This is a genomic window from Paenilisteria portnoyi (assembly GCF_014322795.1).
Taxonomy (GTDB): domain Bacteria; phylum Bacillota; class Bacilli; order Lactobacillales; family Listeriaceae; genus Listeria_A; species Listeria_A portnoyi.
This window is the reverse complement of the sequence record NZ_JAASTT010000001.1, coordinates 153,342-166,551: the sequence shown is the minus strand read 5'-3', so window position 1 is coordinate 166,551 and position 13,210 is coordinate 153,342. Positions and strand designations below refer to the sequence as shown.

Here is a 13,210-nt window from a genome sequence, read left to right as displayed (position 1 = left end):
TATGGCAACGAAAAAAATTAGTTATGAAGAAGCGATGAAGGAACTAGAAGGTATCGTTCAAATGTTAGAAGAAGGCAATGTTTCCTTAGAAGATTCTCTGGAGATGTACCAACGTGGTATTGAATTGACGAAATTATGCCAGGAAAAACTAGCGGCGGCGGAAGATAAATTAGCGAAAGTGGTTACTGAATCAGATGAGGAAGAACCATTTCAGGCAGAAGAAGGTAAGAAATAATGACTTTTGAGCAATTTATGGAACACTATAAGCAAGAAATAGAGGCGTGTATGAAGCGAAGTATTCGTGCAACTAGTTCTGATCAAAAACTAGAGCAGTCGATGATGTATTCACTTGAAGCTGGCGGGAAACGTATTCGACCACTCCTTGTATTAGCGACTCTGATTGCCTATAGAAAAGATCCTAAACTGGGCTATGAAACAGCTGCTGCAATGGAAATGATTCATACATATAGCTTGATTCATGACGACTTACCGGTGATGGATAATGATGATTATAGACGAGGGAAGCCGACCAATCATAAGGTATACGGCGATGCAACAGCAATTTTGGCTGGCGATGCATTACTCACAAAAGCCTTCGAAATTATCGCAAATGACACTAATTTACCCGCTACGACAAAAATCGAACTTGTACATCTTTTCGCAAAGAATGCTGGTGTGGCTGGTATGGTAGGCGGTCAACAGGCGGATATCCTTGGCGAAAATAAAACGTTGACGCTCGAAGAACTGGAATCGATTCACCAACGTAAAACGGGCGCTTTGTTAATGGCTTCCGTGTTAAGTGGTGCTATTATTGCAGGGGCCACGAAAGAGGATCAAGAAACACTGAAGCAATTTTCGGAGCATATTGGTGTTGCTTTTCAAATTTGTGATGATATTTTAGATGTGATTGGCGATGCAGAAAAAATGGGCAAAAAAACGGGCGCTGATTTTGATTTACAGAAAAGCACGTATCCTGCATTATTGTCATTAGATGGCGCGAAACAAGCTTTGGCGGAGCATACCAACGCTGCGAAACAAGCTCTGGGAATACTAGATATTGACGCTACGTATTTGTTAGGATTGACCGATTTGATTGCTTTACGTGATTTCTAAATACACATGATGGACTTCTAAATGTATGTACTTGACACTTAGAAGCTTATCATTTACACTTTAACATAGATATATGTCTATGTTATTGATTCATGATTATGACAGCAATCCTAATCGAAAAAAGGATACAACAAATTACATATTAACTAAAAAGGAGGCGCATATTATGCAAGTAACATTAGCTATATTAGTATTCACCGTCACACTTATTTTTGTCATTTGGCAGCCTAAACATTTATCGATTGGTTGGTCTGCATGTGGTGGAGCTATTATTGCATTGCTTCTAGGTGTTGTAACGTTAACGGATGTCGTGACGGTGACTGGGATTGTTTGGAATGCTACATTAGCTTTTATTGCCATCATTATCATTTCGCTAGTCCTAGATGAAATTGGTTTTTTCGAATGGTCGGCACTACATATGGCACGGCTAGCTAAGGGCAATGGGATACTCATGTTTGTCCTTATTTCCATTTTAGGAGCGCTTGTCGCTGCTTTTTTTGCCAACGACGGTGCGGCACTTATTTTGACGCCTATTGTATTGGCGATGGTTCGTGCGCTTAAATTTGATGAGAAGAAGGTTTTTCCGTTTATTATTGCAAGTGGTTTTATCGCGGACACTACTTCTTTGCCATTGGTCGTGAGTAATTTAGTGAATATTGTCTCGGCTGACTTTTTTGGGATCTCATTCTCACGCTATGCTTTGATCATGTGGCTTCCTAATTTATTTTCTCTTATTGCGAGTATTTCTATTCTTTATATTTATTTCCGAAAAGCCTTACCTAAAAAATATAGTACCGCGGATCTTACCACACCAGCTACTGCGATAAAAGACGTAAAAATGTTTCATATTTCATGGGGGGTCCTCGCGCTACTTTTAGTAGGCTATTTTTCAAGTAGTTTGTTAGGGATTCCCGTTTCATTTATTGCGCTGATCATCGCATTTATGTTTTTACTGCTTGCTAAAAGGAGTAAGGCGGTCCGTAGCAAAACCATTTTAAAAGGGGCACCTTGGAATATTGTATTTTTCTCTATTGGCATGTATGTTGTTGTCTACGGCTTACAAAATGCAGGGATTACGAAGTTGCTAGCAAATGCGGTCGAACATGTTGCTCATTACGGCTTGTTTGCTGGAACCATCGGCATGGGGTTCATCGCCGCTTTCCTATCGTCCATTATGAATAATATGCCAACTGTGATGATTAACGCATTAGCCATCGATCATACACCGTTTACAGGCATCATGAAACAAGCGCTTGTTTATGCGAATGTAATAGGCTCTGACTTGGGTCCAAAAATAACACCAATTGGTTCTTTAGCAACACTTCTATGGTTGCACGTATTAGCTCAAAAAAATGTGAAAATAAGCTGGGGTACCTACTTTAAAATTGGTATTGTTATTACGCTCCCAGTCCTATTTGTAACACTTGTTGGTTTATATATATCATTACTTATTTGGAATTAATGGAGGTAGTTGTATGAAAATCATTATTATCGGTTCGGTGGCTGCAGGAACAAGCGTCGCCGCAAAAGCTAGAAGAAATACGGAAAAAGAAGCGATTGTTGTCTATGATAAGGGTAAGGATATTTCGTATTCTGTCTGTGGTATCCCTTATTTTATCGGGCGTGAAGTCTCATCGATTGACACGCTAACACCTAGAAATGCCGCATGGTTTCAAAAAAGATATAACGTGACCATTCATACTGAACATCATGTTTTAAAAATTCATCCCGAGAAGCAAACAATCGACGTTTTGAATCTTAGAACAGGTGTGATATTCGAAGACTCCTATGATGAATTAGTGATCGCTACAGGAGCACAACCTATTATACCAGAGACATTCAGAACCTATCCACACGCTCAAAATGTCTTCCATGTCAGAAATATACAAGATGCAACGAATATAGACCATTTTATACGTCAGAAAAAGCCAAGAAAAGCGTTGATTGTTGGCGCAGGTTTTATCGGTATGGAGATGGCGGAGCAACTAAAACAAATTGGTATAGCTGTCACAGTGGTGCAACGCGGTAATCAAGTGATGAAACACCTGGATCAAGATATGGCTTTCCGTGTTCAAAAAGAGCTCGAAAAACAAGACGTCCAGATTAAGTTAAATACAACCGTTGAAGAAGTGTATTATTTAGACGAAGATAACAGTGTTTTATCCATTCTAGATAGCCATGGAAATAAATACGAAACAGATATGATTATTTTAGCTACTGGGGTTTCGCCGAGTACCGACATATTAGATGGTACAGGTGTTTCTATCGGGCAAACGGGGGCTATTTCAATAGATGAAACCATGCGAACAAACATACCAACTATTTCAGCGGTAGGGGATGTTGCAGAAAGCTACTCATTGATTACTGGCCAAGCTTTATATCGGCCATTAGGTTCTACAGCAAATAAGATGGGGCGGATTTCTGGTGATGCTTTAACTGGTGGTACTTTAACGCATCGCGGAATTCTTGGTACGGGTATTGTCCGGATTTTTGATATGACGGTTGCTTATACGGGATTAACTGAGCAAGAAGCGCGCGCAGCTGGATTCGAAATAGAAGTATTATACAATATTAAACCTGATAAGGCTGATTATTTAGGCGGTAAAGAAATGACGATAAAAGCGATTGCTGATAAGAAAACCGCGCGAATCCTTGGAGCTCAAATAACAGGAACGAGTGGTGTGGATAAACGAATCGATGTGTTGGCTACGGCGATTACCTTTAAAGCTACTGCTTCGGATTTATTTCATTTAGATTTAGCTTATGCGCCACCCTTCTCAACGACAAAGGATCCCATTTTATATACCGGGATGGCGTTAGATAATGCCATCCACGACAATCCACTAATCACACCTGCTGAGTTAGAGAAAAGGCGAGCATCAGGGGAAGTATTGCAGATTATCGATACTCGCTCGAAAAAGCAATTTGAAGCTTCTGCCGTGAAAGGTGCGGTTCATATTCCTCTGGCAGAGCTTCGAGAACGTATCGATTCTCTTGATTCTGCTTTACCTACAGTAACGTATTGCAATAAAGGTGTGACGGGCAACGCTGCTCAGAACATACTAAAAAATAATGGTTTTACTATGGTTTATAATTTATCTGGTGGAAATAAGAACTACCAACTTTATTTAGAAATGCAAGAAAAATAAGCGATTATTTCGATGGATGGGTAAGGACACGCTCCTAGCACCCACCATCTTTTTGTTTGGCATCATTATTTATACAACGTTAGCCAACAATTTAATAGTAAATTTCCCGTAACTGGTTTATAATGAGACCAATGGAAACATTTAAGGTAGCGCGAATTGGCGTGCACCAAACGATATTGATGGAGAAATCCTAGAAAGTGAGTTGTTTTGTTTGGATTTATTGAAAATTAAGGATCCTGCGTTCGTGAAAGACTTGGACGTAACGCAAATGGAAGCGCTCAGTGCGGATATTCGCGAGTTCCTGATTCAATCGACTTCCAAAACGGGCGGGCATATCGGACCGAACCTTGGTGTTGTTGAGCTGACGGTAGCACTTCACCATTGTTTTGATAGCCCTGAAGATAAGTTTTTATGGGATGTCGGGCACCAATCCTACGTACACAAAATTTTAACTGGTAGAGCAAATAGATTTGATACATTACGACAGCATGATGGTTTAGACGGTTTTCCGAAGCGCAAAGAGTCAGAGCACGATGTTTGGGAAACAGGGCACAGTTCTACTTCGTTGTCAGCAGCAGCCGGAATGGCGATTGCACGGGATATCCGCAAACAGAAATACCACGTTTTACCGATTATTGGTGATGGGGCATTGACCGGTGGTATGGCGCTTGAAGCACTGAATCATATTGGTGATATGAAGAAGAATGTGATTGTGGTTTTAAATGATAACAACATGTCGATTGCGCCGAACGTTGGGGCGATGCATAATGTTCTTGGTAAACTGCGTACGTCGGGTAAATTTAAACGTGCGAAAAAGGATATTGAAGCGGCGATGAAAAAAATTCCGACGGCTGGTGATAAGATTGCTGGCGCTGCGGAACGAATTAAAGATAGCATCAAGTATCTGCTTGTGCAGGGTACTTTTTTTGAAGAGATGGGTTACACGTATCTTGGTCCTGTAAATGGACACGATTACAATGATTTGATTACGAATATGGAGTTTGCTAAGAAAGTGAAAGGTCCTGTTCTGATGCATGTGGTGACGACGAAAGGGAAAGGCTATCAACCTGCTGAATCTGATCGTATTGGAAACTGGCATGGTACTGGCCCTTACAAAATAGAAACCGGTGATTTTATCAAGCCTGTTGGTGGTCCTCCTGCATGGAGTGCCGTTATTAGTGATGCGGTATTGGAACTGGCACAGAGCGATGAACGCGTTGTTGCGATTACGCCTGCCATGCCTGTTGGTTCAAAACTTGAGAAATTCGCTACGGCTTTCCCTGATCGCTTTTTTGATGTTGGGATTGCGGAACAGCATGCAACAACAATGGCAGCGGGGCTTGCAGCACTTGACATGAAACCGTTTTTAGCGATTTATTCGACGTTTTTACAGCGCGCGTATGATCAAGTGGTACATGATATTTGCCGGCAAGAACTGAATGTGATGATTGGGATTGACCGCGCTGGCTTAGTTGGTGCCGATGGTGAGACGCATCAAGGAATTTTTGATATTGGCTTTTTACGTGGGATTCCAAATATGACGATTATGATGCCAAAAGATGAAAATGAAGCACGACACCTTGTGAAAACGGCGCATGAATACGATGCTGGACCGATTGCAATTCGTTATCCACGTGGAAATGGACTCGGCGTGAAAATTGACGCTGAGATGAAAGCTGTTCCCATCGGTTCGTGGGAAGCGCTTAGTGAGCCTGCTGATGTAGCTATTTTGACATTTGGGACGACGATTCCGATGGCTGTTGAGGCCGCGATAGAATTGAAACGTCAAGGTATTCAGGCTGGTGTCATCAACGCACGCTTCATTAAGCCACTAGATAAGGCGATGTTGCATGATTTGATGAAACGCGGCGTTCCGATTATTACGGTCGAAGAATCCCTTTTAAAAGGCGGATTTGGTACGGCGGTGCTCGAGTTTGCTGAGGAACACGGCTATGATCAAGCGGTTGTCAGACGAATTGGACTTCCTGACACGTTTATTAGCCACGGCTCGGTCGATATGATATTGGCAGAGCACGGTATTTCAGCGCTTGGTATTTTAAGTACGATTCAAAAAATATTACCAGAAAAACAGATAAGGGCGTAGAGATGGCGATAAAAAAAGAACGTGTAGACGTATTATTAGTAGAACAAGGCTTATTTGAAACACGCGAAAAAGCGAAACGGTCTGTGATGGCTGGCTTAGTGTATTTAAAAGAAGAACGCGTCGATAAACCCGGCGAAAAATTCCCTGTGGAAGCTGTTTTTCAGGTGAAGGGAAAAGTGATGCCATATGTAAGTCGTGGCGGCCTGAAATTGGAGAAGGCGCTCCAAGTATTTGATTTAGATGTAAAAGATAAGCTGTTGCTAGACATCGGCTCTTCGACAGGTGGATTTACGGACTGTGCCCTTCAAAATGGCGCAAAGCATTCGTACGCGCTCGATGTTGGCTATAACCAGTTGGCATGGAAACTGCGCAATGATCCGCGCGTCACTGTCATGGAACGCACGAATTTCCGTTACGTAACGCCGGCTGATTTTGAACAAGGTTTAGCAGATTTTGCGACGATTGATGTTTCTTTTATCTCACTGAAATTAATTTTACCCGTTCTGAAAACTGTTTTGGTTAGTGATGGGGAAGTCATGTGTTTAATAAAGCCACAATTCGAAGCTGGAAAAGAACAAGTCGGGAAAAAAGGCATTATCCGTGACGCGAAAATTCACCTAGAAGTTATCGAGAAAATCACGACTTTTGCGATTGCGGAGGGTTACTCTGTCCTTGCCGTGGACTTTTCTCCTATTACGGGTGGCGAAGGTAACATCGAATTTATCGCTCATCTAAAATGGGATAATAAAGGCGAAAATCATTTATCGGCGACAGAACTCGCGGAAATTGTGACGAAAGCTCATACGAAATTAGAATAATTATACATGTCGAGTTGTCTTCTATAGATAGCTCGACTTTTTATATTTTAAGCCATTTTCTGCGCATTTTAAGCCCTTATTTTAGCTTTTTCACATGCATACGACTGTTTAGAAACTTTTTTTAAGTTAAATCCGTGACTTTACGCTCGTTTTGGGCTAAGATGTAAGAGAGAAAAAGTTCGTGAGGTGAGAAATAATGAATAAAGGTCATCGTCATATTATTATTAGAGAACTCGTAACATCAAATGAAATCGAAACACAAGAAGATCTAGTTGAGTTATTGCTAAAAAGAGATGTCAAAGTCACCCAAGCCACGATTTCCCGCGATATTAAAGAATTGCACCTGGTGAAAGTTCCGACACAAACTGGAAACTACAAGTACAGTCTACCTGCTGATAATCGTTTTAACCCACATCAAAAGTTGAAACGTTCCCTTGTAGACGCATTTATCAGCGTCGAGACCGTGCAATTTATGCTCATTTTAAAAGTCATGCCCGGTAACGCAAATGCGATTGGAGCCTTGATTGATAATTTGAATTGGGAAGAAAAGGTTGGCTCTTTGTGCGGAGATGATACATGTTTAATTATTTGCAGAAGTGAAGCCGAAGCGAAAGTATTAGCCGAGCGTTTTATTGAGATGCTCTAAATTTGAGGTGAATAGATTTGTTACAAGAACTAACGATTAGAAATTTTGCTATCATCGAATCTTTAAATCTATCTTTTCAAGAAGGTATGACTGTTCTGACAGGGGAGACCGGCGCTGGAAAATCGATTATTATTGATGCGCTCGGTCTTCTTGTTGGTGGCAGAGGTTCTGTTGATTTTATTAGACATGGGGAAGAAAAGCTCGAAATTCAAGGCTTGTTCACGATTAATCCGCAAAATAAAGGTTGCTTAGAAGCGCTAGAAAACAACGGAATCGACGCAAGTGACGGTATGGTTGTTTTGGAACGTATGCTATTTCAAAGTGGCAAAAATACGTGCCGAATTAACGGGAAACTGGCGACAACAGTTGTTTTGCGCGAAATTGGGTCACGGCTTATTGATATTCATAGTCAACATGAGCATCAGGAATTGATGAATGATGAGTTTCATTTGCAGCTTCTGGACCGGTTTGCTTGGAAAGATATCGAGCCTACACTTGCAAGTTATCAGACGGAATACGCGGCCTATACGGAAATGAAGACAAAATGGCGTAATTGGACAAAAAACGAACAAGAACTTGCGCAACGTTTGGACATGCTTCGTTTTCAACAAGATGAAATTGCGAGCGCCAATCTGCGGTTAGGTGAAGAAGAGGGCCTAGTTGAGCAAAAGCACGTTCTGGCAAATTTCGAGAAAATCAACGAAAGTCTGCAAAATGCCTATACGGCGCTTCAAGGGGAAGAACGCGGTCTCGAATTCATCTCTGAGGCGATGCGCCATGTGGAAACAGCTAGCGATATTTTACCAGAATACAAGGCGCTTAGTGAATCTGTCGCATCTAGTTTTTATTTATTGGAAGAAAGCGCGATGCAGATTCGGCAACAACTTGATAAGCTAGAATTCCAACCGGACGAACTAGATACGATTGAAACGCGGCTAAATGAATTAAGCCAATTGAAACGGAAATACGGCAAAACGGTTGAGGCGATTATTCAGTATAGCGAAGAAATCGATCAGGAAATCCTAGAATTATCAGATCGCGAAACACATCTTGGTCAACTCGAACAAGATTTAGAGAAAGCGAAGAATCGTTTAAGTGAATTAGCTTCCGAACTAACTGCAATTCGACAAAAAGCAGCAACACAACTCGGAAAGCAAATTAAAAATGAACTGAATCAACTCTATATGGAAAAAGCGATTTTCCAAGTCCATTTCGCTACACAAACCAATGAATTCACAGAAAACGGTGTTGACAAAGTTGCATTCTATATGAGTACCAACCCAGGTGAACCGCTAAAAGCCCTTTCCAAAGTGGCATCTGGTGGCGAGCTTTCCCGTATGATGTTGGCACTCAAAACCATTTTTTCGAGACATCAAGGTATTACGTCGATTATTTTCGATGAGGTCGATACAGGTGTTAGCGGACGCGTGGCACAAGCAATTGCTGAGAAGATTTACGCTGTAGCCATTGGTTCGCAAGTACTCTGTATTTCTCATTTACCGCAAGTCGCTGCGATGGCGGATCATCATTTCTATATTTCTAAAGCAACGACGGAAAACCGCACGATGACTTCCGTTATGTCGCTTTCTGGCGATGAGAAAATTGAGGAAATTAGTCGCATGATTGCGGGTATTGAAGTGACCGATGTGACGAAACAACATGCGAATGAAATGCTTACGCAAGCGATGAAAATCAAAGCACAAAAGCAAACGTAACCTAAAAATGAATTAAATAGCTTGCATCTCAAAAGAAATTTGCTTACAATGATGAGGTAGTATTTTTTATTACCTGGTCATAAAAACAACTACTAATTTGAGATGTAGGTTTTTTTCTGTGAAAATCGCAAATTAGGAGGCTTTTTATGACAAAAAAATCAATATTTGATCCTGTAAAACCGCGCAGAAATGTGACAATTGCTATCGCAGGGGCGGATGATCCTGTTATTTTAGAAGTCGTGGAGCAAGCGCTAAAACTTGGTATTGCTGACTTTTTATTATTTGGACATGAGAAATCCATGACCATCCAATCGCCAAATGTACGTATTATCGCAACAACGTCGGAGCAAGAGGCTGCCGAAAAAGCGGCAGAGGCCGTAGTTAAGAAGGAGGCAGATATCCTGATGAAAGGGAATCTACCAACTGGACTTATTTTAAAAACGATTTTAAAGCGCGAATATCAATTACGCGATAAAGCGTTGTTATCTCATGTTTCGGTGTTTGAAATTCCGGCGTATGATAAGCCATTAATTGTCTCTGATGTCGCGATGAATATTGCGCCGAATGAGGAAGAACAGATTCAAATTACACAAAATGCGATTGAAGTAGCGCGCAAACTGGGTATTGAGAAGCCGAAAGTGGCGATTTTGAGCGCTGTAGAAAAAGAGAATCCCAAAATGCATTCTTCTGTTCAAGCTGCTCAAGTTGCCGCGTATTTTAAAGCATTCCCTGATAGCGATGCATCTGTGGAAGGCCCGCTTGCATTTGATAATGCGATTTCCAAAACGGCCGCGCTGCATAAAAACATTGTCAGTGATGTTGCTGGTGATGCTGATATTTTGATTGTCCCTTCGATTGAGGCTGGAAATATCCTATATAAATCCCTGGTTTACTTTGCAGGAGCTAGAGTCGGTGGCATTATTGCTGGTGTGAAAGTCCCTGTCGTCATCGCCTCTAGAAGCGACTCAGCAGATAACAAACTTGCCTCATTAATACTAACAGTTGGAATGATCGGAAAATGATACAAAACTTTGAATAAAACGATTTCAAGTGTTGGGGTGCAAAGCTTTTTCAGTTTGTGATGGGCGCATGTTACAATAGGTCGGAGAAGGATATCTTGATTCACATGGAGGTAAAAGGACATGGCATTTCTGGTTTTAGCAATTAATCCAGGATCAACATCGACAAAGGTCGCTTTATTCCAAGGCGATGCTGTTATTTTGACGGAAGAAATATCACATCCGCGCGAGACAATCGCAACGTTTGAAAATGTGATGGCACAATTCGAATTTCGTTATCAACTCGTGAAAGAAGCGATTGCAACGGCGGATTTGACTCAATTGGCAGCTGTTGTGGGTCGTGGCGGTTTACTTCGACCAATCGCTGGTGGCACATATGATGTGAACGAGGCAATGCAACGAGATTTAGAAATTGGTGTTTCTGGGCAACATGCTTCCAATTTAGGTGGACTGCTGGCACGAAAAATAGCAGATGATTATGGTATTCCTGCTTATATTGTGGATCCCGTTGTCGTTGATGAATTAGAATCAGTCGCACGAATTTCTGGAAACGCACATATCGAGCGACAAAGTATTTTTCATGCATTGAATCAGAAAGCGGTAGCTAGAAATGTCGCAAATAAACTTGGTAAAACTTACGAGGAGTCTAGCTTTATCGTGGCACATCTGGGTGGTGGCATTTCTGTTGGTGCGCATAAAATGGGACGCGTAATCGATGTCAACAATGCGCTAGATGGCGATGGACCAATGAGTCCAGAACGTTCCGGCTCACTCCCAATGGCTAGTTTTCTTGATTGGGCTTTTTCAGGAGAAATCACAAAAGAGGCTTTACATAACGAAATTGTCGGTCGTGGCGGACTCGTTTCTTACAAAGGGACGAATGATTTACGCGATATCGAGCGGCAAATACAGGATGGAGATAAAGAAGCGCAAGGACTTTTTGAAGCAATGGCGTATCAAGTTGCTAAAGAAATTGGCGCTAATGCCGCGGTTCTAAAAGGTCAAATGGACGCCATTATTTTGACAGGTGGTCTAGCTAGAAGTGCCGCGTTTGTGAAAGAAATCAGCCAATATATTCACTGGATAGCACCGATTATGACCGAGCCTGGTGAAGATGAGATGGCCGCGCTTAACGAAGGAGCACAGCGAATTTTACAAGGAATAGAAGAAGCGAAAGTTTACCATGGGGAGGAATAGAAATGGCAAAAGAGTATGATGTAGTAGTATTGGGCGGTGGAACGGGTGGCTATGTCGCTGCGATTCGCGCCTCACAAAAAGGATTGACCGTTGCTGTTGTCGAAAAAGATAGACTTGGAGGCACATGTTTACATCGTGGTTGTATCCCAAGTAAAGCGCTACTACGTTCGGCAGAAGTACTGCAAACCGTGAGGAAAGCTGCTGCATTTGGCATTGAAACTCCGGAACCAACATTTAGTTTTATAAAAGCGCAGGAACGTAAGCAAGGTATCGTCGACCAATTGGAAAGCGGGATTCAGCAACTTTTCAAAAAAGGGAAGATTGATTTGTATGAGGGCAAGGGGACAATTCTCGGGCCATCCATTTTCTCGCCAACTGCGGGCACGATTTCTGTGGAATTTGCAGATGGTAGCGAAAACGAAATGCTTATTCCGAAAAACCTGATTATCGCAACTGGTTCTAAGCCACGCGCGCTCAAAGGTTTGGCGTTTGATGAAGAATTCGTCTTATCCTCTGATGGTGCTTTGCAATTGGAAACTCTGCCAGAATCCATCATTATCGTTGGTGGCGGCGTGATCGGAATGGAATGGGCTTCGATGTTACACGATTTCGGCGTAGAAGTAACCGTCATTGAATACAGCGACCGCATTCTCCCAACCGAAGATAAAGATATCTCCAAAGAATTACACCGACTATACAAAAAGAAAAAAATAAATATCGTGACTAGCGCTGAAGTGCAAGCGGACACGTACAAAAAAACAGCTGACGGCGTTGAAATAAAAGCCGTTGTCAAAGGGCAAGAACAGACGTTTACCGCTTCAAAAATGTTCGTTTCAGTGGGTCGAAGCGCAAATGTCGAAAATATCGGCTTAGAAAACACAGATATTATTGTCGAAAAAGGCGTGATTCAAGTCGCGAGCAATTTCCAAACGAAGGAAAGTCACATATACGCGGTTGGTGATTGCATCGGTGGTATGCAACTTGCACATGTCGCGATGGAAGAGGGCATTATTGCGGCAGAAGACATCAGCGGCAATCCGCAACCTGCGATTAACTACAATCATGTACCGCGCTGTACTTATACATCGCCAGAAATTGCTAGCGTTGGAATTACGGAAGAACAGGCAAAAGAGCAAGGTTTTGACGTGAAAACTGGGAAGTTCTTCTTCCGCGGCATCGGCAAAGCGCTTGTCTACGGCGAATCAGAGGGTTTCATCAAAGTGGTGGCTGACAAGAAAACAAATGATTTGCTGGGTGTCTTTATGATTGGACCACACGTGACAGACATGATTTCAGAAGCGGCATTAGCACACGTGCTAGACGCGACACCATTTGAAATTGGTAGCACGATTCACCCGCATCCAACACTTGCAGAAGCGTTTGGCGAAGCTGCACTAGCAGTTGACGGCCTTGCTATTCATGGATAACAAATAAGGAGGAAATTTGACA

The 13,210-nt window shown here is 42.0% G+C and carries 11 protein-coding genes; all 11 read left to right on the top strand.

What is annotated here, in order from left to right:
- Nucleotide 1 precedes the first annotated feature (1 nt).
- The 11 genes from xseB to lpdA all read left to right on the top strand — a co-directional run bounded on the left by xseB (nt 2) and on the right by lpdA (nt 13,188).
- On the top strand, nt 2–235 hold the full coding sequence (gene xseB / locus HCJ66_RS00800; protein ID WP_036062363.1) for an exodeoxyribonuclease VII small subunit: 234 nt from the start codon (nt 2–4) through the stop codon (nt 233–235).
- Nucleotides 235–1,113 (top strand): polyprenyl synthetase family protein, encoded by an 879-nt coding sequence (locus HCJ66_RS00795; protein ID WP_187131434.1) that lies wholly within the window; start codon nt 235–237, stop codon nt 1,111–1,113. Before xseB ends, HCJ66_RS00795 begins: the two co-directional genes overlap by 1 nt.
- 166 nt (nt 1,114–1,279) lie before the next feature.
- Complete coding sequence (locus HCJ66_RS00790) at nt 1,280–2,575, top strand: arsenic transporter (RefSeq protein ID WP_187131433.1); 1,296 nt, start codon at nt 1,280–1,282, stop codon at nt 2,573–2,575.
- Between the two features lie 13 nt (nt 2,576–2,588).
- The gene (locus tag HCJ66_RS00785; protein WP_187131432.1) at nt 2,589–4,262 is read left to right on the top strand and encodes an FAD-dependent oxidoreductase; all 1,674 of its coding nucleotides are present in this window, start codon (nt 2,589–2,591) and stop codon (nt 4,260–4,262) included.
- A 211-nt stretch (nt 4,263–4,473) separates the two neighbouring features.
- Nucleotides 4,474–6,366, top strand: a complete 1,893-nt coding sequence (gene dxs, locus HCJ66_RS00780) for a 1-deoxy-D-xylulose-5-phosphate synthase (protein ID WP_187131431.1) — start codon at nt 4,474–4,476, stop codon at nt 6,364–6,366.
- Nucleotides 6,367–6,368: 2 nt separating this feature from the next.
- Nucleotides 6,369–7,184: a TlyA family RNA methyltransferase gene (locus tag HCJ66_RS00775; protein ID WP_187131430.1), complete on the top strand. Its 816-nt coding sequence runs from the start codon at nt 6,369–6,371 to the stop codon at nt 7,182–7,184.
- Between the two features lie 196 nt (nt 7,185–7,380).
- Entirely contained in the window at nt 7,381–7,830 is a 450-nt protein-coding gene (gene ahrC, locus HCJ66_RS00770) for a transcriptional regulator AhrC/ArgR (protein ID WP_036078600.1), read from the top strand.
- 17 nt (nt 7,831–7,847) lie between these two features.
- On the top strand, nt 7,848–9,545 hold the full coding sequence (gene recN / locus HCJ66_RS00765; RefSeq protein WP_187131429.1) for a DNA repair protein RecN: 1,698 nt from the start codon (nt 7,848–7,850) through the stop codon (nt 9,543–9,545).
- A gap of 146 nt (nt 9,546–9,691) precedes the next feature.
- Nucleotides 9,692–10,567: a phosphate acyltransferase gene (locus HCJ66_RS00760; protein WP_187131428.1), complete on the top strand. Its 876-nt coding sequence runs from the start codon at nt 9,692–9,694 to the stop codon at nt 10,565–10,567.
- A gap of 120 nt (nt 10,568–10,687) precedes the next feature.
- Nucleotides 10,688–11,761 (top strand): butyrate kinase, encoded by a 1,074-nt coding sequence (gene buk, locus HCJ66_RS00755; RefSeq protein WP_187131427.1) that lies wholly within the window; start codon nt 10,688–10,690, stop codon nt 11,759–11,761.
- Between the two features lie 2 nt (nt 11,762–11,763).
- Nucleotides 11,764–13,188 (top strand): dihydrolipoyl dehydrogenase, encoded by a 1,425-nt coding sequence (lpdA, locus tag HCJ66_RS00750; RefSeq protein WP_187131426.1) that lies wholly within the window; start codon nt 11,764–11,766, stop codon nt 13,186–13,188.
- The last annotated feature ends 22 nt before the right edge of the window (nt 13,189–13,210 follow it).

Coding starts and splice junctions, on each gene's coding strand:
- xseB (WP_036062363.1), top strand. CDS start 2: ATGGCAACGAAAAAAATTAGTTATGAAGAAGCGATGAAGGAACTAGAA.
- buk (WP_187131427.1), top strand. CDS start 10,688: ATGGCATTTCTGGTTTTAGCAATTAATCCAGGATCAACATCGACAAAG.
- HCJ66_RS00760 (WP_187131428.1), top strand. CDS start 9,692: ATGACAAAAAAATCAATATTTGATCCTGTAAAACCGCGCAGAAATGTG.
- HCJ66_RS00775 (WP_187131430.1), top strand. CDS start 6,369: ATGGCGATAAAAAAAGAACGTGTAGACGTATTATTAGTAGAACAAGGC.
- HCJ66_RS00795 (WP_187131434.1), top strand. CDS start 235: ATGACTTTTGAGCAATTTATGGAACACTATAAGCAAGAAATAGAGGCG.
- HCJ66_RS00785 (WP_187131432.1), top strand. CDS start 2,589: ATGAAAATCATTATTATCGGTTCGGTGGCTGCAGGAACAAGCGTCGCC.
- lpdA (WP_187131426.1), top strand. CDS start 11,764: ATGGCAAAAGAGTATGATGTAGTAGTATTGGGCGGTGGAACGGGTGGC.
- ahrC (WP_036078600.1), top strand. CDS start 7,381: ATGAATAAAGGTCATCGTCATATTATTATTAGAGAACTCGTAACATCA.
- HCJ66_RS00790 (WP_187131433.1), top strand. CDS start 1,280: ATGCAAGTAACATTAGCTATATTAGTATTCACCGTCACACTTATTTTT.